The organism is Opitutaceae bacterium TAV5 (assembly GCA_000242935.3).
Taxonomy (GTDB): domain Bacteria; phylum Verrucomicrobiota; class Verrucomicrobiia; order Opitutales; family Opitutaceae; genus Geminisphaera.
Genome location: CP007053.1, coordinates 1,279,196 through 1,304,075, shown reverse-complemented (window position 1 = coordinate 1,304,075; position 24,880 = coordinate 1,279,196). Strand labels below are relative to the sequence as shown.

Sequence of the window (24,880 nt, the reverse complement as noted above, 5' to 3'; positions counted from 1 at the left end):
AGGCACGGGAAAACCCCACGCAAGCGGGGTTCGGTCAAACGAAGGCCCCGGACGATTACCGGGGCCCGGCGGGATGGACTAGATGGAAGAAGGGAACAACTGGAGTTTTGCCGCGGCGGCCGCCTTGCGCTGGTTTTTGTCGAACGACGCGAAGTGGGTTGCGTTGCTGTTTCGGGCTAATGCGATGTGCATGGTGTCCAGTGTCCGTGTGCCCGTAAGCGGAGTGATTTTGCGGATGAGATCCCGGGTGTCTTGCAGCCATTCGTAAGCATGAAGGGGAGTGGAATGCAGAAGGCCTGTCCCGATGTCATTTTTGATCATTTTCATGATTTGCCTGACCTCCGCGGAATGGAGGATTCCCTTGTATTCGAGGCGGGAGAGCATGTTTTCAATTTCGACCACGCCAAAGGGAGTGAGCGGAAATTGCGGCGCGGTGTTCAGCCTTTCGAGGGCGGTGACAGCCGCGCCGTGATTAGCGTCCGAATGCAGATAGAGGGAGCCGATGAAAGAGGTATCCGCGTATAGTTTCATCCGATGAAATCACGGACATCGATGGCCGCCAGTTTGTCACCCAGGATGCGCCGGGACCGTGCAGTGAAGTCCGGCATTTGCCATTTTGGCGATTTGGGCGGCTTGGCGGAGAATGTGCCGATGACTTTGCCCCGGCGGGTCACCCTGACGGGACTGTTTCTGGCTGCTTTTTCGACAGCAGTGAAGTTGTGGCGAAGTTCTCTTACGGTCACGGTCGTCATGTTATACATTTTTGGTAACACATGGGGCCGAGTCAAGAGGAGGGTCAGGACATCAAAATTGAAGCCCCGACACCTCTTCCCTCCCGCGGGGGAGGGGCGCCGGAAAAGGTGCGGTCAGGCGCCGGATGAGCCGGTCTCCGCCCGCCTGGCGTCGGCATGCCGTCGCCGCCATGCCGCAGGTGTGACGCCGTGCTGCTCGCGGAAGCGCTTGATGAAATACTCGCTCAGGTTGAAGCCGCAGGCCGCCGCCACCTCCTTGACCGAGAGGCGGCTGGTGGCGAGCAGCCGCTCGGCCAGCCGGAACCGCTCCGCGCGCACAAACTCCACGAACCCGCAACGCGCATGGATACGAAACAGGCGCGTCAGGTGATCCTCGCTGATCCGGAAAACGCCCGCCACCTGCTCGCGGCTCAGGTCGCTTTGCAGGTGCTCGGCGACGTAGGCGCAGATTTCGTCAAACGCCCGTCGCCCCGGCGCGAGCGTTCCCGCGGCATTCGCTGCCGCCTCCAGATTCGCATCCAGCCGCAGCTCGCGCAGACACCACCCCAGCAAGGCGCGGGCCGAGGCCCTCGCCGTGACCGCGCCACACGACACGGCGCTTTTCTCCATCGCCGCATCCATCAGCGCCACCGCGTGCAGCAACTCCTGACTCGCGCCCGCATGCGTGTGATAGCGCAACGCCGTATGCGCCTCCGGCCTGGCGCCGCGCTCGCGCCGCTCCGGCTCGCCCTCCCGCCGGTGGTGATACCAGACATAGCGCGTCTCGTTTCTGGCAAAGATGACGGACAGCACCGTTCGCGCCGAATCATTGCGCACGAGGTTCCAGTCGTCCGGGCGTATCCAATAAAACTCACCGCTTCGCACGACCCGGTCCTGCCTCCGGTCCCTGACGTCACGAATCGCCCGGTACGTTCCTCCGAGGACAAAAATGAACCGGAAAGCGTCCACCAAAGCCAGGCTTGTTCCCCGTGGCCCCCCCTGTCCCTCTGCGATGGAGAGGCATTCCGGGTTGTTCTCATGCGCAAAAACCGCAGCGGGTCCGCTCCTCTCTTCCGCCAGCACCGCGTCCAGCAATGTCAAAAATGCCTCGCGAGGACTGCCTGTCCCGATGGCATGCTCCAAGGGGCGAATGCCGGAAACATCATTGAGGGAAGCAGATTGGGGCATGGGGAAAACGTAAGTCCTCGCGTTGCGGAAGGCAACCCGCCTTGTCGGGACTCGCGAAGGGATGTCGGAAATATCACGTTCTTGTCGGCAACGTCACGTCTTCGCGGATTGGCTGTGCAGGGCAGGCCTTTGAAAACTCTGTGCGTTGCCTATGAAAACTCACACCCGCCCGAAAACCCATGCGACGCGACGTATTTTCCGTGACGCCTTTCTCCCGATGATATTCTCCGGCCTGATGCTCGCCGTCGCACCGGCGACGCATGCCCAGGCGATTGTCCAGTGGGGACCGGACACAAACATTGTCACCGGCAACCCAAATGGTGTCGGTCTGGCAAACGGGGTGGTGATATTCAGCGATACCGTTGCCCGAAGCCCGGCCTCCGGCACAAACGGCTACAACGGCGGCACGTTCTACGGCGGTGCGGAAAGCACCTACACCGGCGATACCACCACTGACCCAGTTCGCGCCACCGGTCTTGGATGGTGGCGCATTCTCAACGGATCATCGGGAGCCAATGATGCCATTGATTTTGGCAGCTATACCCGTTCAGGCGACACTGTCACCGCCGCTTACATCTGGAAAAAGGAAGACTTTCTCAATGGCTTCAGCAGTTCCGCTTCGGTTTCACTCACCTCTGTCAGCGCCACGCTCTACAATACCAGCCCGGGTATCATCACCGGCACCGCCCGCTGGCTGGTGAATGTCAACGGCCAGTATTACGTGTCCGAAGGCTTCGGCCTCACCGGCGCCGCGACCACCTATAGTCTGAACGACCTGTCTTCCGTTTCATGGTATTCTTACGCTCCGGGGACTTCGCTCACCGCAATCGGCGCCCAATGGGTATCTCCCGATTTCAGCGATGTGAGTGCAGTCGGGCTCTGGATGCACCTGGAGAACACGCACGCCACGACGGCTTCAAGTGCCTTCGGCCGCATCGAGTCCTTTTCTGCCACAGCTACGGCGATTCCCGAGTCTTCCGCGTCTTCCATGGTTTTTGCCGGCCTGGCGCTCGTCGCCACGATCGCGGCTTGCCTGCGTCGTAACCGGACACGGGCGGCCAAATAAAACCATCGGCTGCATGCGCACAGCCGCTTGCCTTCTCCTTCCCGCATCTGCTCCATCCCGGCATTCCGTCATGCTCCCCCCGCCCCATGCCACCCGTATCACCATGCCTGTGCCTTCAGCCAGGCATGGTTTCACACTTATCGAATTGCTCACTGTCATTGCGATCATCGGGATCCTGGCCGCGATCATGATTCCGACAGTAAGCGCCGTGCGCCGCAGCGCCCGCAACGCCACCTGCATCAGCAATCTTCGTCAGGTGCATATCGCCATCATGGCGTATGCCCAGGATCGCCGGGATGTTTTCCCTGACGTAAACAACGTAAGCGTGAGTCCCACCCTTCAATGGTGGGGGGCGGTGCAGCCTTACATGGGCGCTCCCAATGCAACCGATATCAAGTTGGTCGCCAAGGTCCTGCAATGCCCCGAGGTGGTCTTGATCTCCCAGCAAAAAGCAGCCCCTGGCACGAACCATGGTCTCTATCCCAACTATGGCATGAGCACCAGCCTCGGACAGCTCGTAAGCTCATCGGGCACTGCCTCGGGGAAAAAAGTCAGGATCACGGATGTCCGGAATCCGTCACGCACCTTGCTGGCCGGTGACAATGGCGTGAACGACACGACGGGCGCGCGCCAGTCCAGCCTCTCCGTCACCACAGTGGTGATGCAGGGCGACAAGCACCGCCAGGGCTCCAACTTCGTGTGGGTGGACGGCCACGTCTCCACATGGAAAGATGTTACGCGTCTAGCCGAAGACCCTTACAAACCCGGTGGCCCGGAAGACGTCTGGAGCCCGTAAGATGGATGACCTTTGTCAGCTGATCCCCTCCTTCCCCCGGTTCCGAGATTCATGTTTTTCCCATCCAGAAAACTTTCGCAACGCCTCGTGAGATTCCCGGCGGCGTCTCTGGCCGCTCCTCTCTTCGTGCTGACATCCGTCTGTGCGGTTGATACCGCCAGCTTCGCTGGCAATCCCGTCGTTCCGGAGCCCGCTATCTACGAAATGCTTCCCGTCGCCAATCCGGAGGAGAACCGTGGCGATGCGTTTCCCCAATCCGTTTTTGTCGAAGGCGACCCGGCAGCACCGCCCGTCCTCCACATTGCCCTTTCGCCGGAGCCTCCGGAAAATCTGATGCTCATCGCAAGATGCTATGACTTTTGGAATCATGAAACAGGCTCCGTCGAGATTCGCCGCGCTCCCGGCAACGGGCGCTACAGCCTGCATCCGGGTGTCCGGTCCTCCGGCTGGTATCGTATCGAAGTAACTGCGACACTCGACACTATCCCCATTGCCCTCAAACGAAAGACCGGCGACTCCCGCTCGCTGGAAACCTACCGGTGGTTGCCGTTTGCCATCGTGCCACGTCCGCACGATGCAGCCACGATACCCGACAGCCCCTTCGGCATCGACACCGGCGTCAGTTCCGGGGCCGCATGGATGCCACCGCCTGCCTGGCAGGCCGAGATGGCCTGGCTGACCGGTTGCCGCTGGGTCCGCGACCGCATGGACTGGATGCGCAATAATCCTTCACGCGACACGTTCGACTGGACTCAACCGAAATCCGGAGCGGAGCTTCTGGCCCGGCACGGTCTGCGCGTCCTGCAAGTCATCCAGCGTCCCCTGCCTGCATGGATGCAGCCACCCGGCGGCTCCGGCAACAGCTTCCCTGCCGACCTGCGCAACGCCTATGCGTATGCCGCCAGCGCCGTCCGGAATCTTTCGCCCGAAGTGCAGGCATTCGAAATCTGGAACGAGCACGATATCGGCCACTACTCGGACGAGCCACCCGATTCCTATGCCGCCATGCTCAAGGCCATGGCTCTCGGCTTGCGCCACGCAGGAGTATCCATAAAACCACAACGCCAGCGGCAACAACTTCCGCTGGCGCTCCTCGGTCCGTTCGGGCGCAATCCCGAAGTTGGCGGCTACTCCCGCATTCTCGGAGCCAACAACATCGCGCCCTACCTCGATGCCTACAGCTTCCACACCTACCAGCCGGTCGGCGACGGCGGCTTCGACAGGATTCTCGAAACGCACATGAAAACCAGCCGCGACATGGGCTTCGGGTTGCCTTCGAACGATAAACGCACCCTCTGGCTCACCGAGACCGGCAAGCCCTACGGACGCAACCGCATTCCCGACCCGCGCACCGCAATGGAGGAGCAGCTGACATATCTCTTCGAGAGCCACATGGAGGCGTTTGAAAGAGGCGTAGGCCCTGTCTTCACCTTCTGGTTGACCCCTTACTACGGCTCCAGTCTCAGCAAGCCCAAGGACCGCATCCTGCTGCAATTTGGCATCATGGATTCCCACGGGGCGCCGTTGCCCGCCTATGCGGCACTCGCCCGCATGACTTACGAACTCGGCACAGCTCGCCTGCTGAACAAACAAACGATAAACGGAAACCGCATCTATCTTTTCAATACAGGAGAAGCCGACGGCAGCAATGTTGCCCTTGCGCTTCCACCCGCTCCTTCCGGAACCAAAAGCAGGCCCCCTTCCCGGATGCGCTTGCCCGGCCTGTCGGGAGACACCGTCGCGCTGGACGTAATGGGAAACCCGCTGTCCGTCTCGCATGATGCCGGCGGGCTGTTTCTGGAAACACAGGGCTTTCCCGTTTACATCAAAAATCCACCTGCAACCTGGCAGTCCGTCTCCACTCAAAAAGCAAAGGGAAGCGCCGCCTCATCCGCCAAAACCTCCGCCCGGAAAAGCGATCTGAATCTCGGTATTATCCTGCGTGTCGTGTATCCGCGCGGACACATCGACAAAGATCCCAAACGTGTTGAAACCAACTGGGACGGCCTCAACTCCAACTGGACTCCGCGCGGCTATCTCTACACCCCCGGCGAGACGATTCAGGCGACAGTCGAGATTTACAATTTCAACGAAAAAACCGCCTCAGGACACATCACGCCGGATCTGCCGGACGGCTTCACGGCCAGCCTGGAAACAACGTCGTTCACCGTGCCGTCGATGGGACGCATGACCGCCAAACTTTCCATCCAGACGCCCACGCATACTCCACCCGACCCGGCCTCCGCTTCCACAGAGAACGAACCGCTCTGGCTTTTCCGAGGACATTTCGACGGCAAAGACACCACGCCCGGCGCCTCGCGATGGAGGGTAAAACCCATCGCCACGACTGCCAATGTCAAACCACGCGCCTATGTCTTCGCTTTGGCCGACAAGCTTCAGCCCACGCGAACGCTCACCTACAAACGCACTCAAGAGGGGCGCGAACTCCGTCTCCATCTTTTCGAACCAACAAACCTCAACACCAATACCACCGCCTCTTCCACGCTACCCCGTCCGTGCCTCGTCGCATTCCACGGCGGCGGATGGACCGGCGGTTCGCCCCGCATGATGTATCCCTTCGCCGACGAGGCTGCCCGCCTCGGCATGGTGGGTATCAGTGTGGAATATCGCCTGGCTCGTCCGCTTCCGGATGCTGCCCCGACCGTTTTCGATTCGGTGGAAGATGCCCGTTCCGCCATTCGCTACATTCGTGCGCACGCTGGCGACTTGGGAATTGATCCGGCCCGGATCATTGCCTGCGGCGCATCCGCAGGCGGACATCTCGCCGCCGCCACTGCATTGTTTTCCGAAATCAATGACCCTGCCGACGATCTTTCGATTTCCACCACTCCCGCCGCCCTGATTTTGCTGTCGCCCGTCCTCGACACTTCCCCCGCCGGCTATGGAAACGCCAAAATTGGCCCACGATGGAGAGAGTTGTCTCCCGTCGAGCACGTCACCCGGAATCTGCCGCCAACCCTTGTTTTTCATGGCACCCGCGACACCACGGCGCCCTTCGCCGGAGCGGAGAAATTTCAGTCGGCCATGCTCCGTGCAGGAAACAACAGCAGACTGGTCGTCGCTGAAAATGCGATACACACCTACATGTTCAAGGATGCCGACCGTTATCACGAAACCTTGCGGCAGATGGAGTCGTTTCTCCGCGAATTCGGCTTTCTCTGAAAGCCCCTCTCCCGTTGCATCCGCCCTCTCATGTCATTTCACCCCATGTCGTAATCATCACTTCCTTGTCGGCAATGTCACATGATGAGGCGTTGGCGCGAGATGTCGCGGCGGGGATCATTATCTTCACTGGATGAATACCACCTTACAGGCATCCCCGCAACTCGGTCATGGCTCCTCCCCCTTGCGGGAACCACGCTCTGCCCGTTTTCCGCTCCCGACCGTGGACATCTCCGGTGACACCGCGCGCCAGGTCGTCATCGCCGCCGGGTCGGAAAATTCCTATCAGGGGCACCCGACCACGCTGCTCATGCCGGACGGAAAAACGATGTATTGTGTATGGACACATGGACACGGCGGGCCATGTGGTCTGCTCAAACGTAGCGACGATGGGGGGCTGACGTGGAGCGGGTTGCTCGACGTGCCGGAAAACTGGAGCGAGGTGCGCAACTGTCCGACGATTTTCCGGCTACCCGACCCGCGCGGGAAATACCGGCTCTTTGTTTATGCCGGGCAGGGCCCCGACGGCTGCATCCACGAGTCGCACTCCGAAAACAACGGGCGCACCTGGTCGCCGATGCGGTCGCTCGGCATCGCCGCCGTAATGCCGTTTTGTACCCTTGTTCCGGTGGATGGCGGGCGCACCTTGCTCGGCCTGACCAACATCCGCCGCGAAGGAGACGGGGGCGATGCGTGGAGCAATGTCGTGGCCCAGAGCATTTCCGGCGACGGGGGATTTTCGTGGACGCCGTGGCGCGTCATTGCCGACAACCCGGAGCTCAGGTTTTGCGAACCCTGGCTCGTGCCTTCACCGGATGGCAGGGAGCTGACGTGCCTGATGCGGGAGAACATGCATGGTATCTCGTGGCGGATGACGACGCGCGATGAAGGCATCTCGTGGACAAAACCCGAACCGTTGCCTGTCGGCCTTGCCGGAGACAGGCACGTGGCGCGTTATGCGGCGGACGGAAGGCTTGTCGTGGTATTTCGTGACCGCGCTCTCGCCAGCGGCACCACCACGCACTTTGTCGCTTGGGTGGGACGCTATGACGATCTGTCCGGTGGCGACGATGCCGGCGGCTACCGGATAAAACTGTTGCACAGTCATGCCGGTTACGACTGCGGGTATCCGGGGCTGGAACTGCTTCCCGACGGCACGTTTGTCGCCACCACCTACATCAAATATCGTCCCGGTCCGGAGCAGCACTCGGTCGTGAGCACACGTTTCACGCTGGCGGAGGCGGATCGCAAAGTGGCACGGGCATCCTGCCCGTGATTCCCCGAAGTGGCATGGGCTTCCAGCCCATGGACGACGCGTAGCGTCGCCTTCCGGAATCACGGGCTGGAAGCCCGTGCCACGTCCCCCGCATTCCATCATCGCACATCTTTCTCCCATGTCACACACCACACCTCCGCAACTCCGGCCCAACCGCCTACTCTCCAACGTCCGTGCCGGGCGCATCGAACATCTGTATGTACTCGGCAACCACGCCACGCCGCGTCACGTCGATTTCGTGGCCGGCTCGGGTCTGTTCGAAACCCTCTGGTTCGATCTCGAACATTTCGACCTCGGCACCGACCGGCTCGCCACGCTCACTCTCGTGGCCCGTGCGCATCCGGTGACCACACTCGCCCGTCTGCACGCTTCCGATTACCAGACCGTGCAACGTACGCTCGAAACGGGCGTCGGCGGTCTCATGTGCGCCATGGTCGATACGCCGGAGCAGGCCGCGCAGATCGTGCGCTGGGCGAAATTCAACAACCCGGCTCCGGCGCCCGGAGAGATCACCGGTCAACGCGGCTGGAATGGCGGCGGCATCGATGCGCGCTACGGCACCGTATCCGCCACCGACTACGCCGCTCACCAGAATCGCGAGACGGTGATCCTCTGCCAGATCGAGACCGAAGACGGCCTCGCCCGTGCCGGCGCCATTGCGGCGACGCCCGGCGTGGACGGCATCTTTTTTGGCCCCGGCGATTATGCCCACCGCATCGGTCGTCTCGGCCAGATCGGCCACCCGGACGTTTTTGCTGCGATGGAACGGATCGCCGCGGCCTGCCGCGCCGCCGGCAAATTCTGGGGAACGCTGGGCATCGGTCGGGAGAATTATCTCAAGGTAAAGGCGCTCGGCGCGCAGTTGGTTTGTCCCGGCGGGGATGTCCGCGTCATGAATCTCGGGATCAAGGAGCTGGCCCGGACGTTCGCGGAAGACTGAGAGCGTGCCATGGGCATCCTGCCCATGAAGTGGCACGGCCTTCCAGGCTGTGTCCCGCGAGCGGTTCAAACGCATGGGTCACTCGGGTGAGATCTCCCATCGGGCATCAGCCGTACCCGGCGGAACCTGGAAGGTCCGGGTGGCGCTGCCTTGCGGGGTTTTGACAACAACGGTGTAGTCTCCCTGAAAGACGCGGCCCTGCCACCGGCCGGCGGTGTCGGTGCGGACAGTCTCGCGGGTGCGCCAGGTTTCCTGCGTGACCTGGCGATAGACGCGGCCGTTGGGTTTTTCGGTCCAGTCCTTGCGGTAAAGCGCGGCAGGAGGGCTCCAGTGCGCGCCTTCCCAGAAACCCCAGAGCTGCACGCCCACGACGGACGGGTGGCTGAACATCACGGTCAGGAAATCGCGGGTGTAGTCGGCCTGCATGTCTTCGTCGTCCGTGGTGATGTCGAATTCGGTGATGCGCACGGGAAGGGCGAGCGTTTTGGCGTAGTGATCGAGCGTGGAGAGGAGAGCGGCGGGCGCGGCGGGGATGCCGCCAATGTGGGCTTGCTGGCCGAGACCGTCCACGGGGGCGCCGCGATCGAGCAGGAAGCGCGTGGTGTCGGTGAAGTGTTTCACATGGGTCGGGTCGGCGGTGATGTCGTGGTTGCCCCAGTCGTTGGTGACCAGCGGTGTGTCGGGCAACACGGCGCGGGCGGCGCGAAACCAGTCGGCCATGATGTCGCGGCCGAAGAGGTCCATCAGATCATGGTTGTTGAAGGGTTCGTTGAGCACGTCCCACTCGTCGATCAGGCCGCGGGTGGCGGTGGTGATGTCGGTAATGTGCGCGAGGACGGCGACAGGGATTTCCTTTTCACGCGGGGTGCCGCGGAGGTTGACGATGGCGGCGGGCAGGCGCTTCCAGCCGGGCCAGACGAGGACGTGGCCGCGAACGGAAAAACCGTCGGCCTTGAGCTGGCGGAGGCCGGCGAGGGTGCGTTCGCGGATGGCGGCGGGCGTCTCGCCGGGTTTGCCGCGCTCGCCGGCCCACCACGGCCATTTGAGGTCGTTTTCGAGGCTCACGCCGTTGAAGAGCTCGCGCAGGTGACGGCGCCAGATGTCGGCTCCCTCGCGTTCGCTGACGACGAGCGAGAGGGGGGCGGCGGTGCCGAATCCGAAAGCGGAGCGGGTTTGCCGGATTTCGACGACGGCACCGGGCACGGGGCGTCCGGCGGCATCGGTGACGGCGAGCGTGACGCCGGATTTGCGGAAGCGCTCGATACGGGCCAGCGCTTCCGCGCGCCAGGGAGCAGCCGGATCGCGGCCGGGATACGTGGGACGCGTGCCGGGGAGCGCGTCGAAAGCGACGCGGTTGCCGTAATGGAAGATCGCAAGATCGGCAATTTCGACAGCCTGTTTCTGGTATCCGAAGCCGAAGGACACTTCGGCGGCGCCGGCCGGGAAATCGCGGGGAAAACGGACGGGCAGATAATACGTGCGCCAGTCGCGGGTGAGCGAAAACTGGCCGGCGGCGGCGCGGGCCCAGGCGCCGCCGCGGTTTTGCACGACGACGCGCATCTGCGCCTCGCCGGTCTCGCGGCTGGTTTCGAGCGCGCGGGCGGAGAAAGTGACGAGCGCAATGTCGCCCTTGGTCACGGGGCGGCCGGTCGGGGCGCGCCACTGGATGGCCCAGGCGGGCGAGGCATCGCGCCGGGTGTCGATCCGCCAGGAGCCGCCGCCGTCGGGACCACCGCGCGGGTCGTGGCGGATCGTGAAAAGGTCGGGCGCACCGGTACCGGTAAAGGCGTCCTTGTACGGACCGGACACAAGCGGCGTGCCTCCGGGAGGGACGGGGACGGATTCGTGGACCTGGGCAGAGGCCCCGGCCGTGAAGGCGGTGATCAGGAGAAGGCCCGGAAGGACCGGGAAAAACGGGGAGGGGAAGAACATGCGGTCAGGGTGACCACGAATGATGCGGCACACCAGGCCGGAGAAGGTTTACTCGTTAAACAGATACGCGGGTTCTGTCCGGGACGGCCTCGGCCAGCCCTTCCGGTGTGAGCGTGGAGCCGTCGCGCCAGATGCCTTCGGTCAGCAAGGTGCGGGGCGAGTCGGGGATGCCGCGGCGGTTCTGGTTGATCTGCTCGACAAGCTGGTCGACGGCGGCAGCGCCGATCTGCTCGGGTTGCTGGTCGATGCCTGCGAATTCGCTGCGCTCGGGCGTCCAGTCGAGGTGGACACAGGCGATGTCTTCCGGCACGCGGTGGCCGGCGCGTCGCAACCAGGGGAGGACGTGAGTGTGGGTGGTGACGACCACTTCGGGCCGGGAGCGCGCGGCCCAGGCGACGACGGCGGTTTCGGTGAATTCGCCCGACATCATCGGGGGGAGCCGGCGCATGGCCCGGTGGTTGACCTGGAAGGTGAGGTAGCCGGCCTGCCAGGCGTGCTCGACCTTGGCGTCGCTGAGCGGCGGGATGACGAGGCCGATGCGGCGGAAGCCCCGGCGGTAGCAGACTTCGAGCGCCGTGGTGACCGAGTGGAACTGGTGATTGCTGACCCGGTTGCACGGCACCTCGGTAAACGTATGGCCGAGGGCGACGGTAGCGAAGCGCGACCAGTCGAGGCCGAGCGTGACACCGCCGCGGGCCGGCAGCGGGGCGAGGATGATGCCGGGAATGCCGCGCGATTCGAGGATCTGTGTGAGGCGCGCGCCGGAGCCACCGGCATCGCCCGTCCAGTGAATCTCGATGCCGTAGCCGAGTTCGGCGGCGCGTTCGCGTGCGCCGGCGTGCATGCGCGGGAAGGTGGGGTGGAAACGTTGCCAGCCGTCGCGGTCGGGAAACGCGGTGAGGAAGCAGAGGTTGAACTTGCGCCCGCCGCGCCGCTGGCTGCGGAGATTGACCATGAGGGCGCTGACCATCGGGTTGGGCGTGTAGCCGACCTGCGCCGCGACGGTGGCGACGCGCTCGCGCATTTTTTCGGAGATGCGACGGCTGCCGCGCATGGCGAGCGAGACCGTGACCTTGGAAACGTTGAGCCGGCGGGCGATGGTTTCGAGCGTCGGGGTGGAGGCGGTGCCCATGCCGCCGAGATTGTCTAACGGGTTAACCGATCTCAAGGGCGAATGCGGGGCCGGCCACCTGTATTCGTGCCGCTGGGCGACCGGCGCCGGCGTGGAGGGGATGTTCAATAAAAGATGCTGATGTGGCGGCGCAGGATGTCGCCCTTGCGGAAGTTGCCGACGTGACCGTCCACGAAGACGACGTTGAGGGTGCCGTTGTGGCGGTAACGGAGATAAGCTGAGGACTGGGGGTCGGAGTCGCCGGGGGTGGCGATGGGCGTATCGGCCGCGGCATCACTGCTCGTGGTCTGGTCCACTTCCGTGATACTGTAGAACGTGGAATTGGAGCCGCCGTCTTCCCGTTGCGTGCCGTCGGCCATGAGGATGACTTCGGTGGGCCGCGGGATGTTGCCGAGGCGAACGAGTCGTTTGACCGAAGTGTCGGTGATCGCGTTCTCATCGGGCATGACGCGCGGGTGGGCCGAATAGGTGATGCGCAGGGTCTGGTCGGCGGGGGGTTCGATGAGCCGGCTCGGGCAGACGGCGATGGCGCTTTTGGCTCCCTTCGAGTTGGCATCGGTGGTACCGGTTGCTCCGAGGTAGGGGCGAAGGTACTGGATCCAGACTTGCCCGCCGGTTTCTCCGCTCGGACCATTGGACGTGGCCTGTGCCGGCGGGTAGAAGCCGCGTTCGTTGGCGTACATCTGCACAGCGAGGCCGAGCTGGCGGAGATTGCTTTTGCAGACGGCGGATTTGGCGGATTCGCGGACGCGGCCGACGGTCGGAATGATGATCGCCGCGAGGATGCCGATGATGGCGATGACGGTCAGCAACTCGATCAGGGTGAAGCCGCGGACAGGACGGGAGGTGGAACAGCTCATGGGTCGTGGGGATTCGGGTGTGGACGTAACGTTGTCCTGTCCCGGTCACGATGCCAGTGAGTCGTTGTTTTACCCGTTAAGCATGAAGGTTGGTATAAGATCGTTTCGATCAGGCAGGCGTCGCTGCGGAGGGGCGTGCGGCCTTGGCGGCGAGTTCGCCTTCGCAGTGCGGGCTGCCGCGGGCGAGGTCGCGGCAGATTTGCGGGCGGCGTTCGTAGGCGGTGCAAAAATACTCCGTATGCGTGCGGCCGTCGGTATCGGTTACGAGGCGGGGAAGCAAAGCGATGCAATGACCGTCACGCATGCGCATCCAGGCGCGGTGGCCGATGAAGTGCGCGAGACGTTCGGCGTCGGCGCCGAGGCGGGTCCAGTCGTCACCGGTGACGCGCACGTAGGTATCGAGGCCGGAGAAGCAGCAGACTCCGCAGCGAAGGCAATCGGCCGGTGTGGATGGGATGTTCACGCGGTGTCTGCGGTCCGGAAGGAAGCCGGCAGACACGGGCAGGATCATGATGAAACCGGGAAGGGCGGGAAGCGGAAAAGAGCGACGATCAAAAGCGTCGGATCGGATGAGTTTTACACAAAGATCGCAAAGGTCGCGAAGATCCGGATGCCCGGCTGCGTAACATCAGATATTCATTTCATCCGGTGGATGGATGGTCAGTCCTTGGCGACCTTTGCGATCTTTGTGTAAAATTTATCCGGATACGCTTGCGTCTGCGAATTGCGGATGGGTTTCGATGCGGCGGGCGAAAGCGGGCTTTTCGGCGTCGGCGAGCTCGGGCGGGAATTGCGAGTGGCTGCGCCGCCACCGGGCGAGCCATTCGGGGCCGAGGAGGCGAGGCGAAAGCGGATGGGCGGCCGTTCCGTCGGTCGTGGTGAAGGCGATGGTGGTGTCGGCCTTCGGACCGGTGCCGGCGCCGGCGGCGACAAAAAAACCGGCAGTGAGCAGGGCAACGCGCACGGCGGTGGCGTTGGAGTAGGTGTAGAGCTCGGCCCCGGCAGGATTCGGGTTGGCGGTGCAGCGGGCGAAAACGCGTGCGAAGGCGGCGGCGGTCCAGAGCGGGGAATCGGTTTTGGCGGAAAACGGATCGTAAAAAATCACATCGGGCGGCGGCGCGGCGTCGAGGGTTTCGAGGAAATCGCCCCTTTGTAGTTCCCAGTGCAGGAGACCGGAGGCGTGCTCCCAGCGGCCGTATTCGAGGAGATGGTACGGAGCGGGATGGCGCAGGTGCGGGAAATGGCGACCGGCGTTTTTGAAAGCGAGCCGGAGCGGGTCGAGGTCGCGTTCGAAACTCACGAGGCGGAGCGGACGGGGGTCCTGGAGCTGTTCGAAACAGCGGATCGCGGCCATGGCGTTGTGCGCAGCGCCGAGGCCGACGTCCCAGATGACGAGAGGGGGCGGGAACCCGGCAGAACACGGGCTGGAAGCCCGTGCCACTTCATGGGCAGGATGCCCATGCCACATTATGGGCGGGATGCCCGCGCCACTTTCTTCCGGTTGATTGGGGGCGCCGAGTCGCGCGGCGAGGCAGGACTGGTCGATGTAGAGGCGCTGCGCCTCGTCGTCGGGGGCGGTGACGGAGTGCATGATCTCGCCGGAACTGGTTTGCCGGATGCTCGAAAATCCCTGCGGGCTGACCTGCACCTCGTAATCGCCGAGGCGGCGGTGACGGTGGCGGTTTTTGTGGCGTGGTTTCGCCGGCGCGTGGCCGGGATGATCCTCGTCGGTGCGCGTGAGGTCGATGCGCTTGCTTTCGTAATAGCCGGCAAACGTGCCGTCCAGGATACGGGTTCGCATCTCCGCCATGAGGCGGTGATAGAACGTCATGTTGTGCAGGCCGAGGAGGTGCCAGCCGAGGTGTTCGTCGGCCTTGACGAGGTGATGCAGGTAGGCGCGCGAGTAGCTGCGGCACGCGGCGCAATCGCAGGCGGCGTCGAGCGGTTCTTCGGAAAACTTGTAGACAGTGCGCCGGAGCTGGAGGCGGCCGTGCGAGGTGAAGGCGAGGCCGCGTCCGGCGACCTGCGAGGGGATGATGCAGTCGAACATGTCGACGCCGCGGTGGACGGCTTCGAGGATGTCGAGCGGCGTGCCGACGCCCATGAGGTAGCGGGGCAGGTTTTGCGGGAGGCAGGCGGTGACGAGGCCGGTGAATGCGTAGCGTTCGTCGTGCGTCTCGCCGACGGCGAGGCCGCCGATGGCGAGTCCGTCGAAGGGCAACTCGCGAAGGAAGGCGGCGCTCTGTTCGCGGAGGTCGCGGTGGCAGGCGCCCTGCACGATGCCGAAGAGGGCTTGCGGTGAATCGCCGCGCGCGGCGAGCGAGCGGACGGCCCAGCGGTGCGTGAGCTCCATGGCGGCCCTGGCCTGCGCGTGCGGCGCGGTGGAGGGGATGCACTGGTCGAGCACCATCATGATGTCGCTGCCGATGGTTTTCTGCATCCGGATGCTGGACTCGGGCGAGAGGAGGTGGAACGCGCCGTCCACGTAGCTCTGGAAGCGCGCGCCTTCCTCGTTCATGGCGCGCGAGTGCGGGAGCGAAAAGATCTGGAAACCGCCCGAGTCGGTGAGCACGGGGCGATCCCAGTTCATGAAGCGATGGATGCCGCCGAATTTTTCAAAAACCTCCGGTCCGGGGCGGAGAAGCAGGTGGTAGGTATTGGCGAGGAGGACGCTGGCGCCGGCGGTCTTGAGGGTTTCGACGGTCTGGGATTTGACGGTGGCCTGGGTGCCGACGGGCATGAAAACGGGAGTCTTTACCGGGCCGTGGAGCGTGTGAAACGCGGCCGCGCGCGCCTGCGAGCCGGGTGCGGTGTTTTCGAGAGTGAAGCGGAGGCGGGACATGTGGCGGACGGCGTCTGCGGTGGTGAAAGCTGTCTATCGGAAAGAAGTTTCGGCGCAGTGGCGAAACCGTTTTGCAGGAATGCGCACGAGAGGGCGCATCTCAAAAGTGGACATGCCTGACGCCGTGGCACAGGCTTCCAGCCCGTGGGCTTGCGTGACATGGCCATGCTGGCCATGTGTCCGGAATCATGGGCTGGAAGCCCATGCCACAGCGCAGGGGCAACGCTCACGGGCTGGAAGCCCGTGCCACTTCGGAGCCTGTCCGGTTTTTGGGATGCGCCTCGCAGGAGGGGGAGTGGTTTCAACGATGTGAAAGAGAGCCTGCTCGTCTTGTCCCGGATGTGATCGCAACGTTGCGCATCCCTTCTTTCGTTTCGCCCATGACTCCAAAAATCATACCTGTTCTTGCCGTAACCTTGGCCGCTGCCCTTGTCACGACCTTGCCGGCGGCCGACGATCCGGCATCCGCCGGCCGGTCTGCCTGGGTCTTCCCGGGGGCAGACGGCAAGCTGGTTTACCGGGCAGACGAACGCGGCAACACCCTTCCCGATTTTTCGCGGGCCGGTTATCACGGCGGCGGCGTGGCGTTGCCCGCGGTTCCTGTCGCGATCGCGCTCGATCCTTCACCGGCACAGGAGGCCGGCGCGGGGGTGACCGTCGCCGCAGACGACGGCGAACGCATCCAGCAAGCGCTCGATACGGTTGCCGGGATGACGGCCGATGCCGCAGGGCAGCGCGGCGCCGTGCTCCTGCGTCGGGGAACCTGGCGCGTGGCGGGGGATCTGCGGGTGCCGGACGGCGTCGTGCTGCGGGGCGAAGGTTCCGCGAAAGACGGCACGATGATCATCGCCACCGGCACGCAGAAACGGACGCTTATCCGGCTGGGCGAGGCCAAGCCTGCCACTGCCGCCATGGCGGAGGTCCCCGGCAGCCGCCGCCGGGTGGCGGAGGACTACGTGCCGGCGAGCAGCCGCACGCTCGCGCTCGAACGCGTGGATGACCTGAAGGCGGGCGACCGCGTGGTGGTTCTCCGGCCCGGCACGGCGGCATGGATCGCCTCCATCGGCATGGACCGGATCGTGGCCCGTTCGCCGGAATACAAGATGCGCCAATGGGAGCCGGCCGAGTACGATTTTCACATCGAGCGGTTCGTCACTGCCGTGGATGCCGAGGCGCGCCGCGTGACGCTGGATGCGCCGCTCATGATTGCGCTCGAAAAGGAGTTTGGCGGCGGCTGGCTTTACCGCGCCGAATCGCGCCGCGCCCGCGAGTGCGGCGTGGAATCGCTCTGCCTCGTGTCGGAGTACAAGGCCGGGCAGGAAACCTCCGACAGCGATCACGCCACGACCGCGATCAACACGGGCGCGGTGGAAAATGCTTGGGTGCGGGACGTGGCCGCCTGGCATTTCGACGGCGGCGTCAGCGTCGGAAGAAACTCCCTCTTTATCACTATCCGGGACAGCGCGCACCTCGACCCGGTCGGGCCGATTGTGGGCGGGTATCGTTACGGATTCCATCTCGGCGGGCAGTACACGCTGGTGGAAGGCTGCCGCACACGCGGAGACCGGCATTCGTTTGTCACCAGTTCGCGGGTGCGCGGGCCCAATGTGTTTCTCGGCGGTGTGGCGGAGCAGTCGCACGCCGATTCCGGCCCGCATCACCGTTTCGCCATCGGCACACTTTACGACAACATCCGCGAGTCCAACGCCATCAACGTGCAGGACCGCGGCGATTCCGGCACCGGCCACGGCTGGACGGGAGCGCAACAGGTTTTGTGGAACTGCACGGCGCCGAAACGTCTCGTGCTGCAACGGCCGCCGGGCGCCCAAAACTACGCCATCGGTTGTGTGGCACGGTTCGACAAGGGCCGGCTCCCGCGCGAGGAAGGTGTCATCGATTCGCCCGGCGTCCCCGTGCAGCCGGCCAGCCTCTACCGGGCGCAGCTTGCGGAGCGTCTCGTTTCGGGCGGCCCGGATAGATGACAAGATTGTAAGTATAAAATGAATACAAAAATCATTGGTCATTCCCGTTTCCCCACACGTGGCGGCGTTCGCCGCGCGTTTACCCTGATCGAGTTACTCACGGTCATTGCGATTATCGGTATTCTCGCCGCCATTATTATTCCGGTTACGATCCGTGCCCGGGATGCGGCGCGTAACGCAAAGTGCAAGGGCAACCTGCGCGCCTTCTGTCTGGCTACGAATCTCTACATGAACGAGACGGGTACCTTCCCGCCCAACCTAATCGATGACACGGGCTCATGGCATCAGAGGCTCAATCCGTATCTCACGGGCCGGCAGAGCACGGAGAAAGGCGAGGTCTATGCCTGCCCCTCCCAAGCCAACCGGGAGCTGACCAGCGATGGAAAATACCGGAAAGGATACATGATCAACCGGCTGTTGTGGGTGAACACCGCGACCAAATCGACCCCGATAGTGCGCGTGAGCGCCGTGCAGCGACTCTCGGAAGTCTTTTTGTTTGCCGATGGCACCCAGGGAGCGATTGCCGCCGATGGCAGTGGCGGCGAGATTCCCGGCAGCACCGCGCTGCCCAATTCGGTGAGCAACGATCCCGCCAGTGCCGACAACTTTGTCGAGGTGGGTCCGGACACGGACGGGGCGTCGATTACCTCATCCAACGCCAACATCCGTTACCGCCACGGAGGTGCCGCCAACCTCGGGTTCTGCGACGGCTCCGTCCGCTCTTTCAAAAAAGGAACCGTTCGCGAGCGCAACGTCGTGGCCACCCAGTATTGAACCCGCTGCTTCCGACAACCGCTGCCGTGCGCCCGCTGCTCGCCCTGTTGTGTCTGCTTTGCTTCCCGTATCCTCCGGTGCTGCACGCCTCTGATGCCGCCGCCCCGGCCCGCACGCCCTGGCAGATGGCGCTCGGGTTCGAATACAACGAAGCCGCCGAAAACTTCGACCGCCTGCAGGCCGTTTCTCCGGCGGATGCCCGCATCGCCATCGCCCGCGCCGCCACGCTTCTCGTCCGCCAGCCGCGCACCGCCGACAACATCCGGACGGCGCGTTCCCTGCTCGAAGCCGTGGCCATGCGCTCCGCCACGTTTGCCGGCGCTTCGGTTGACGAAACTGTTCTCGCCGCGTACCTCGCCGCGCGTATCGATCAGGATCACCTCGAACCGCCTCGCCTGGCAATGGCCCGCGCCGCCTATGAAACCATCCTGCGCGATCATCCCGGGCATCGGCTGGCCGGGCAAGCCGCCGTCCAGCTTTCGCTGCTCGATGCCTGGGGCGAGCCGCGGTTGTCTCCGGCTGGCGCCATCGCCCGCATAACCGCGAGGCTCCCCGGCGCAGCCCCGCACCCCGAGGCGGCCCGCGAATTGTACTTCATTCTGGCCCGCCTCGAGTGGGAAGGGTGTCGCAATGCTCACGCGGCCGTCGCCCATCTGCAGGCCGGACGCGCCATCGGTTACGAAAGCCCGTTTCGCAATGCCGAGGTGGATCTCATGATCGCCAATCTGGCTCGCGGCGTGAATGACAAGACCACCGCCATCGCCCACTACCGCGCCTTTCTCGAAGGCAAGCGCCGGGATATCCGGGCCAGCACCGTGCGGCGCTACCTGGCCGAACTGGAGCAGGAGGAGCATCTCCGCGAAGCAGTCGGAATCGTAATGCCATGACAATCGCATCCAGAATCAGGATACTTGTTCCTTTCCTCGTGCTTGCCGTCGCGGTCGGCGCGTCGTTCTGGCATGTGCTTTCTCGCACCCGCGCGCTCGCGTCCGACTCCGGCCGTGTCACAATCCGCATCGGTCACTGGCTGCTGCACGAAGGCATGCGTGAATCATTTGATGAAGCCGCACGCGCCTACGAGGCGCGCCGCCCCGACGTCAAGGTCGAGCAGATTGCCGTGCCTCTCCGGATCTGGCCCGCCTGGGTGCGAACCCAACTCATCGGAGGCACCGCTCCCGACGTTCTGGGGATGAACACCCTCAACGAGGAATTCATCAACCGCTATTTCCTCCCGCTGGTCGACGCCGTTGCCGAGCCCAACCTCTGGAATGCGGGCACTTCGCTGGAGGGCATCCCGTGGCGCGAGACGTTTATCGACGGCCTCGACAGCATGCTCGCGCTCGTGCCGACCACGGGGGAGGTGCAGTCGGTAATGCTCCAGCTCAATGCCGTGCGTCTCTTTTACAACAAACCGCTGATGCGGGCCGTGACCGGTTCCGACGCGCCGCCTGCCGACTATGCGGCCCTCCGCGCGCTCGGCCGGCAGGTGACCGACTACAACGCCGCCGCCGCCGGACGCCGGCTCATCCCCGTCGCCGCCTGCGGTCCGTATGCCGAGATTCTGTTCGGGCGCCTGTTGCCATCGCAGACACAGCAACTCGCCATCGCGCTCAGCCCGATGCAGACGCTCAACCTCACGGCGGCCGATCTGGCGCGCGCCTTTCGCGACGGGCGAATCGGCTATGGAGCCCCTGAAATACGATCCTCGCTGGCGCTGTTGCGCGACGTGAGCGCGCTCATGCAGCCGGGTTTTTACCAACTCAATCGCGACGACGCCCTGTTCACCTTTCTACAGGGCAACGCATTGATGATTTTTGCCGGTAGTTGGGACTATGCGGTGTTTGCCCGAAACGGGGAGTTCGAGGTCGGTATCTGTCCGATGCCTGTGCCTGCCGCAGGCGATCCCGACTATGGTCGTTTTGTGCTCGGTCTCCAGGCCGAGACGGGTAGCAGCCCGGAAGCGACGTTCGGGGTTGTGCGCAATTCGCCACATCCGGAGATCGCGATCGATTTCCTGCGCTTCCTGACCAGTCATCACATGGCTCGTATGTTCGCCGACAATACCTACCGCACGTCGGCGATCCTCGATGTGCCGCCGCCGGAGCATGCCGCCGGGCTCGCTGCGATTCTGGAGGGCGAGGTGGCGGGATTCCGGCCGGATATCCCGCCGTCCTTTGGCGGTGGTCGCGCCAGCCATGTGTTTCGCACTCATTTGCACCTGTTGCTCGGCGAGCGAGGAGATCTGGACGGGTTTGTGCGCAAACTCGATCGGGAGGTGCCGGCTGCGCTGCGATCCGACATGGAGCGCCATGCCAGCCGGACGCTGCGCGGTGTTCGCCAGCTCGACGCCCACCTCGGCCTGCTGTTCACGCAGTCCGGAGCCGCCACGCCGGATCCGGACTGGACGCGGGTGAGCGAACTCCGCCATGTGCGGCAGGTGGAATACCTGTTGAGCCAGGCCCGACCGGCTTCCGGCCCGGACAACGACACGCCTGCCGCACGCAGCCGGTAAACACCGAAAACGGCACGATGCGAGACACGGGCCGCCCGTCCGGCAAGCCCTTCGACAAGCTCAGGGTGGTGAGCCTGGTCGAACTCCTCAGGGTCCCGGGCCTGTCGAGGGAGAAACCCGTGCCACGCCGGAATCATGGGCAAGGATGCCCATGCCACTTCCGCGCCGGCCCTGACCTCACCTCCAGGTGCGTGCCGGGCCAAGGGGCCAGGGCCGGGGCGGAGTGGAGCCTTGCCAGGAGGCGGGCTCTGCCCAAGGGTGCAAGGCCATGCCGGACAAGCCCCTCCACCAGCCGCACGACAAGCTCTTCAAGACGAACTTTCGCGACCTGCCCACCGCGATTGCCTTTTTCCGAACCTGCCTGCCCCGCCGCACGCTTCGCCGACTCGACTTTTCCCGTGTGGCGCTCGTGCCCGGCTCGTATGTCAGCGCCCGGCTCCGGGCCTCGGAGTCCGACCTGCTCTTCCGCGTCGGACTGAAGGGCAGCCCTGACGAGGTTTTTGTCTATCTGCTCTTCGAGCACCAGTACGAGGAGGAATACTGGCTTGCCCTGCGCATCCTCCGCTACCTCCTCGACATCTGGGACACCTTTCGCAAGGACCATCCCGGCGTCAGGCTCCTGCCTCCCGTCATTCCCCTGGTGCTCGCGCACAACCGGACGGCCTGGAGCCTTCCCGTCCGGTTCGACGCCGACCAGTTCGCGATCCCCGGGGAGGCCAGGGCTGACCTGCTGCCCTACCTGCCGGCGTTCCGCTTCGAGCTGGTGCAACTGTCCGGCATTCCCTTCGACAAGATCACGGGCACGCCGCTGGGGGTGATGACGCTGCGTGTGTTCAAGGCCCAGCGCCTGGGCGGGGACTATCCCGCCAGCAAGTGGGTCTGGGACGAACCTCTGCTTGCCCGCCTGGGGACGATGGCTCTCGAACAGCTTGTCGCCTACATCGCCGCCCGTCCCGAGTTTGACATCGTGGACATCGAAGCCAAAGTGGCCGGATTCGAATCCGAAACCGTCAGGAAGACCGTCATGACCATCGCTGAACGCTACATCGAAAAAGGCCGGCTGGAGGGCATTGAAAAAGGGGAACTCATCGGGCGCATCCACACGTTGCAGGAGTTGCTGGGCAAGGCCATGACTCCCCGGGAAAACCTGCTCCACAAGTCTCCCGCCGCCCTGAAAGCCCTCCTGCAAAAGCTTCGCGCCGAGCACCGCGCGCGCTGAGCAGCCGCGCACCGCGCGGCACCGGAGCAAGCGTCATTTTTTGGCCCCCCTGCCTGCTCTACTGCTTTGCGGGCCAACCGGGTAATAGAAATAGTATTTCCCGTCGTGACCGATCACACCCGACGACCAGCGCATGCGGCTCCGCTCCGGGCATCACCGGATTGGCAAACTCCCCCGCGCGGCACACGTCCGCGACAGACGCGAGCCATGCAAGACCGGGGAGCTATCCCTTGGGCATTGTCATATGATTCCGTGTCGTTACCGACTCCGGGGAAGCAGGCGGACTGCATCCACGACGACATGGCCGTCGGCCTCCTTGTTGCTGATGACCACGCTCAGCGTCTCACCCTTGTCCAAGGTCACCTCGGTCACGGAAATCCACAGGTTTCTTCCGGAAGGCTTTTTCTTTTGGTTGATCCGAAACTCGTTGTCGCCTACCTGGACGAGGGTTCGGGAGGAACGGTTGGAATTGGCCGAGCTTGCCACTTGCACCGGCCAGACCGCCTTCTCCGGCGCCCGAAAAACAAATTTCGCGGAAGCCGCGCCGTCCCTGGCTCCGCCGTCATGAATGGCACATACGGAAACAATAGGCCTGGATGCGGTGGTCGCTCCCACCCTCCCTGCCTGGTCCTTGCGGGTCGATGCCCGGCAGCAGGCCGCTCTTGGGGTTTCCCTTCTCCCGCCAGGGATCGATGCCATCCGCCAGTTGGTGGGAGCGCGCCCGCTTCGTTAGCACGCCATTGAGGGTTTCGCCATGCACATCGCGGCCCTCGCGCCCGACGGTGAAGGCGACGCCCGCTCCCGCCATCAGGTCTCCTTCGTAAGTGGCATCCATGAACATGCGTCCGCGAAATTCTTTGCCCGATTCCATGACGATGGCCGTGATGCGTTTGCTTTCCCTGACAACGCCCTTGCCTGCCTGTCCGGGCACGGCGAGGAGAAGCCCGTCTCCGCGATCCGCCGCCGTGCCCTCGCCTTCACGATCGAGCCGTTCGCCGTAAACGACGGGGATCTGGGGTTCTCCTTTATCCAGCGCTCGTAGATCGACAGGGCGACTCCGGGCTCAAATGTCCACTGTGTGTCCTCGCTGGCGGATGTCCTGCGGTGGCCGGTGCCAATCTCCCCGGACGGTTTTGTTTGCCACTTCCACGCGGCGTCGTCCTGGTAGTGCTTTTTAACCTCCTGGTAAAATTCGCGGGCAATGCCGCCGATGACGTGTTTGTTGCCGATGTCCGTCTGGCCGAGTCCGCCTGTAGTCATTCCTTCGATACGACTTGAAGGCTCGATGATGATGGCCGAGCCGCCCATGCGGCGGACTTGCATTGCGGCGACGACTCCGGCGGAGCTGCCTCCGTAGATGATCAGGTCATAATCCTCGGCGCCGACTGCGGTCCGGGCGCAAATACACGACAAAAGCAGGGCTTTCTTCTATTGAGACAGAAACGAAATCATAGGGAACAGAGGGAGTGGTGGATGCGATGCGGGTGGGAGCCGGGGACTGGATGATGCGGGTCAGGCGAGGGACCGTTTGCGATAGCACGCAAGCTTGGCAATGAGGAGGCCGAACGTTCCGAGAAGCAGTGCGACCGTTGCGGGTTCCGGGACAGGAGCGAGCACTTCGCCCAGTGTTGTGGCCACAATCAGATCATCGAGAGTGAATTGCCCTATGTCGGTGATTGAATTGGCTACGCCACCGATCGTAGTAGTGTTTCGCATACGCAGGACAATTCCGGTGATACTGTTGGCGGAGGTGCCCGTCCCGCTGCTCAACGCCGTCGCGTATGAGTCCGTTTCTCCCGGATTGATCCAGATGTACCAGGTGCCGTCGTTGCCCGCCGAGCGGTCCATCGCGACGACGATGCGATAGTCCGTATCGAGACTCAGATTACCGCCGACCAGTGAGCTTTCGGTTACGTTGCCGTCTGTCGCTGAAAAGCCGAGCCTGACGGTGTTGTCTTCCGTGCCCGGAGCGATGCCGAGGCGGGCTCGGTTGGTGACGCCGGAGGTGCTGATGAAGGAAAAAAAGGTCGAGCTCAGGTTCGTCAAAGCCTCGTAAGTCGTCCCCGGCGCTTGCGAGACGTTGAGGGTAAAGCCTGCATAGACGATGGCCGGGCCGGAACTGCTTCCTTCGGCAAACAGTTCGCGCCCGATGGTAGCGTTGGTCGCGGTGGAGGTCGTCCAGTCCCACGAGACCTTGCCGTCGTTCACTGCAATATGATTCCTATTGGTTATCGTACCGCTGGGCACGGATGAAGTTTGCTGCCAGCCGTTTTGCCCGTTGAGGGCGGCGTTGCTGTAAGTGTCGAAGTTTTCCTGGTAGATGACGGTGGCGAAGGCCGTGGAGGAGAGAAAAAGCGCGGCAGCGATGGCTGAGGCGCAGTGGGGAAGGGTGTATTCGGGTTTCATACCCGGCGAGCCTCGGAGACTCGCGCGCCGGTGGCAAAGGC

The 24,880-nt window shown here is 63.6% G+C and carries 22 protein-coding genes; 10 read left to right on the top strand and 12 right to left on the bottom strand.

What is annotated here, in order from left to right; genetic code table 11:
- Positions 1-78: 78 nt before the first annotated feature.
- The 3 genes from OPIT5_06010 to OPIT5_06000 form a co-directional block, all read right to left on the bottom strand.
- Entirely contained in the window at positions 79-531 is a 453-nt protein-coding gene (locus OPIT5_06010) for a DNA-binding protein (protein ID AHF89853.1), read from the bottom strand.
- On the bottom strand, positions 528-761 hold the full coding sequence (locus OPIT5_06005) for a hypothetical protein (GenBank protein ID AHF89852.1): 234 nt from the start codon (positions 759-761) through the stop codon (positions 528-530). Before OPIT5_06005 ends, OPIT5_06010 begins: the two co-directional genes overlap by 4 nt.
- 105 nt (positions 762-866) lie before the next feature.
- On the bottom strand, positions 867-1,919 hold the full coding sequence (locus OPIT5_06000) for an AraC family transcriptional regulator (GenBank protein ID AHF89851.1): 1,053 nt from the start codon (positions 1,917-1,919) through the stop codon (positions 867-869).
- 217 nt (positions 1,920-2,136) lie between these two features.
- Between OPIT5_06000 and OPIT5_05995 the strand changes: the two genes are divergently transcribed.
- From OPIT5_05995 to OPIT5_05975, 5 genes are all read left to right on the top strand, one after another.
- Positions 2,137-2,985, top strand: coding sequence for a hypothetical protein (locus tag OPIT5_05995; GenBank protein ID AHF94120.1), 849 nt, complete (start codon positions 2,137-2,139; stop codon positions 2,983-2,985).
- A gap of 70 nt (positions 2,986-3,055) precedes the next feature.
- Positions 3,056-3,781 (top strand): N-terminal cleavage protein, encoded by a 726-nt coding sequence (locus OPIT5_05990; GenBank protein AHF89850.1) that lies wholly within the window; start codon positions 3,056-3,058, stop codon positions 3,779-3,781.
- Positions 3,782-3,832: 51 nt separating this feature from the next.
- Positions 3,833-6,964 (top strand): lipase, encoded by a 3,132-nt coding sequence (locus OPIT5_05985; protein AHF89849.1) that lies wholly within the window; start codon positions 3,833-3,835, stop codon positions 6,962-6,964.
- A 133-nt stretch (positions 6,965-7,097) separates the two neighbouring features.
- Positions 7,098-8,240, top strand: a complete 1,143-nt coding sequence (locus OPIT5_05980; protein AHF89848.1) for a hypothetical protein — start codon at positions 7,098-7,100, stop codon at positions 8,238-8,240.
- A gap of 118 nt (positions 8,241-8,358) precedes the next feature.
- Complete coding sequence (locus OPIT5_05975; protein AHF89847.1) at positions 8,359-9,180, top strand: aldolase; 822 nt, start codon at positions 8,359-8,361, stop codon at positions 9,178-9,180.
- Between the two features lie 78 nt (positions 9,181-9,258).
- Here OPIT5_05975 and OPIT5_05970 read toward each other — a convergent pair whose 3' ends face one another.
- The 5 genes from OPIT5_05970 to OPIT5_05950 form a co-directional block, all read right to left on the bottom strand.
- Positions 9,259-11,112 (bottom strand): glycoside hydrolase family 10, encoded by a 1,854-nt coding sequence (locus OPIT5_05970; GenBank protein AHF89846.1) that lies wholly within the window; start codon positions 11,110-11,112, stop codon positions 9,259-9,261.
- A gap of 55 nt (positions 11,113-11,167) precedes the next feature.
- Positions 11,168-12,244, bottom strand: a complete 1,077-nt coding sequence (locus OPIT5_05965) for a LacI family transcriptional regulator (protein AHF89845.1) — start codon at positions 12,242-12,244, stop codon at positions 11,168-11,170.
- Positions 12,245-12,348: 104 nt separating this feature from the next.
- Positions 12,349-13,104 carry an N-terminal cleavage protein gene (locus OPIT5_05960; protein AHF89844.1) on the bottom strand — a complete coding sequence of 252 codons (756 nt, stop codon included), beginning with the start codon at positions 13,102-13,104 and terminating at the stop codon, positions 12,349-12,351.
- Positions 13,105-13,213: 109 nt separating this feature from the next.
- The gene (locus tag OPIT5_05955; protein ID AHF89843.1) at positions 13,214-13,615 is read right to left on the bottom strand and encodes a hypothetical protein; all 402 of its coding nucleotides are present in this window, start codon (positions 13,613-13,615) and stop codon (positions 13,214-13,216) included.
- Between the two features lie 186 nt (positions 13,616-13,801).
- The gene (locus OPIT5_05950) at positions 13,802-15,946 is read right to left on the bottom strand and encodes a queuine tRNA-ribosyltransferase (GenBank protein ID AHF89842.1); all 2,145 of its coding nucleotides are present in this window, start codon (positions 15,944-15,946) and stop codon (positions 13,802-13,804) included.
- A 380-nt stretch (positions 15,947-16,326) separates the two neighbouring features.
- Between OPIT5_05950 and OPIT5_05945 the strand changes: the two genes are divergently transcribed.
- The 5 genes from OPIT5_05945 to OPIT5_05925 all read left to right on the top strand — a co-directional run bounded on the left by OPIT5_05945 (position 16,327) and on the right by OPIT5_05925 (position 22,433).
- Complete coding sequence (locus OPIT5_05945; protein AHF89841.1) at positions 16,327-17,928, top strand: hypothetical protein; 1,602 nt, start codon at positions 16,327-16,329, stop codon at positions 17,926-17,928.
- A gap of 18 nt (positions 17,929-17,946) precedes the next feature.
- The gene (locus tag OPIT5_05940; protein ID AHF89840.1) at positions 17,947-18,702 is read left to right on the top strand and encodes an N-terminal cleavage protein; all 756 of its coding nucleotides are present in this window, start codon (positions 17,947-17,949) and stop codon (positions 18,700-18,702) included.
- A gap of 26 nt (positions 18,703-18,728) precedes the next feature.
- Entirely contained in the window at positions 18,729-19,589 is an 861-nt protein-coding gene (locus tag OPIT5_05935; GenBank protein AHF89839.1) for a hypothetical protein, read from the top strand.
- A complete protein-coding gene (locus OPIT5_05930; GenBank protein ID AHF89838.1) occupies positions 19,586-21,214 on the top strand; it encodes a sugar ABC transporter substrate-binding protein in 1,629 nt (542 codons plus the stop codon). Before OPIT5_05935 ends, OPIT5_05930 begins: the two co-directional genes overlap by 4 nt.
- 268 nt (positions 21,215-21,482) lie before the next feature.
- On the top strand, positions 21,483-22,433 hold the full coding sequence (locus OPIT5_05925; GenBank protein ID AHF89837.1) for a transposase: 951 nt from the start codon (positions 21,483-21,485) through the stop codon (positions 22,431-22,433).
- 258 nt (positions 22,434-22,691) lie between these two features.
- Here OPIT5_05925 and OPIT5_05920 read toward each other — a convergent pair whose 3' ends face one another.
- From OPIT5_05920 to OPIT5_05905, 4 genes are all read right to left on the bottom strand, one after another.
- Complete coding sequence (locus OPIT5_05920) at positions 22,692-22,919, bottom strand: hypothetical protein (GenBank protein AHF94119.1); 228 nt, start codon at positions 22,917-22,919, stop codon at positions 22,692-22,694.
- 76 nt (positions 22,920-22,995) lie between these two features.
- Complete coding sequence (locus OPIT5_05915; GenBank protein ID AHF94118.1) at positions 22,996-23,268, bottom strand: hypothetical protein; 273 nt, start codon at positions 23,266-23,268, stop codon at positions 22,996-22,998.
- Positions 23,241-23,846: a hypothetical protein gene (locus OPIT5_05910; GenBank protein AHF94117.1), complete on the bottom strand. Its 606-nt coding sequence runs from the start codon at positions 23,844-23,846 to the stop codon at positions 23,241-23,243. The genes OPIT5_05915 and OPIT5_05910 overlap by 28 nt, the downstream gene beginning before the upstream one ends.
- 99 nt (positions 23,847-23,945) lie before the next feature.
- Positions 23,946-24,839 (bottom strand): hypothetical protein, encoded by an 894-nt coding sequence (locus OPIT5_05905; GenBank protein AHF89836.1) that lies wholly within the window; start codon positions 24,837-24,839, stop codon positions 23,946-23,948.
- Between the last annotated feature and the right edge of the window lie 41 nt (positions 24,840-24,880).

What these genes read in the sequence shown, in the direction of transcription:
- OPIT5_05945 (AHF89841.1), top strand. Translation starts at nt 16,327, where the DNA reads ATGACTCCAAAAATCATACCTGTTCTTGCCGTAACCTTGGCCGCTGCC.
- OPIT5_05925 (AHF89837.1), top strand. Translation starts at nt 21,483, where the DNA reads ATGCCGGACAAGCCCCTCCACCAGCCGCACGACAAGCTCTTCAAGACG.
- OPIT5_05995 (AHF94120.1), top strand. Translation starts at nt 2,137, where the DNA reads ATGATATTCTCCGGCCTGATGCTCGCCGTCGCACCGGCGACGCATGCC.
- OPIT5_06000 (AHF89851.1), bottom strand. Translation starts at nt 1,919, where the DNA reads ATGCCCCAATCTGCTTCCCTCAATGATGTTTCCGGCATTCGCCCCTTG.
- OPIT5_05950 (AHF89842.1), bottom strand. Translation starts at nt 15,946, where the DNA reads ATGTCCCGCCTCCGCTTCACTCTCGAAAACACCGCACCCGGCTCGCAG.
- OPIT5_05960 (AHF89844.1), bottom strand. Translation starts at nt 13,104, where the DNA reads ATGAGCTGTTCCACCTCCCGTCCTGTCCGCGGCTTCACCCTGATCGAG.
- OPIT5_05915 (AHF94118.1), bottom strand. Translation starts at nt 23,268, where the DNA reads ATGGATGCCACTTACGAAGGAGACCTGATGGCGGGAGCGGGCGTCGCC.
- OPIT5_05930 (AHF89838.1), top strand. Translation starts at nt 19,586, where the DNA reads ATGACAATCGCATCCAGAATCAGGATACTTGTTCCTTTCCTCGTGCTT.
- OPIT5_05975 (AHF89847.1), top strand. Translation starts at nt 8,359, where the DNA reads ATGTCACACACCACACCTCCGCAACTCCGGCCCAACCGCCTACTCTCC.
- OPIT5_06005 (AHF89852.1), bottom strand. Translation starts at nt 761, where the DNA reads ATGTATAACATGACGACCGTGACCGTAAGAGAACTTCGCCACAACTTC.
- OPIT5_05965 (AHF89845.1), bottom strand. Translation starts at nt 12,244, where the DNA reads ATGGGCACCGCCTCCACCCCGACGCTCGAAACCATCGCCCGCCGGCTC.
- OPIT5_06010 (AHF89853.1), bottom strand. Translation starts at nt 531, where the DNA reads ATGAAACTATACGCGGATACCTCTTTCATCGGCTCCCTCTATCTGCAT.
- OPIT5_05985 (AHF89849.1), top strand. Translation starts at nt 3,833, where the DNA reads ATGTTTTTCCCATCCAGAAAACTTTCGCAACGCCTCGTGAGATTCCCG.
- OPIT5_05970 (AHF89846.1), bottom strand. Translation starts at nt 11,112, where the DNA reads ATGTTCTTCCCCTCCCCGTTTTTCCCGGTCCTTCCGGGCCTTCTCCTG.
- OPIT5_05940 (AHF89840.1), top strand. Translation starts at nt 17,947, where the DNA reads ATGAATACAAAAATCATTGGTCATTCCCGTTTCCCCACACGTGGCGGC.
- OPIT5_05980 (AHF89848.1), top strand. Translation starts at nt 7,098, where the DNA reads ATGAATACCACCTTACAGGCATCCCCGCAACTCGGTCATGGCTCCTCC.
- OPIT5_05955 (AHF89843.1), bottom strand. Translation starts at nt 13,615, where the DNA reads ATGATCCTGCCCGTGTCTGCCGGCTTCCTTCCGGACCGCAGACACCGC.
- OPIT5_05905 (AHF89836.1), bottom strand. Translation starts at nt 24,839, where the DNA reads ATGAAACCCGAATACACCCTTCCCCACTGCGCCTCAGCCATCGCTGCC.
- OPIT5_05990 (AHF89850.1), top strand. Translation starts at nt 3,056, where the DNA reads ATGCTCCCCCCGCCCCATGCCACCCGTATCACCATGCCTGTGCCTTCA.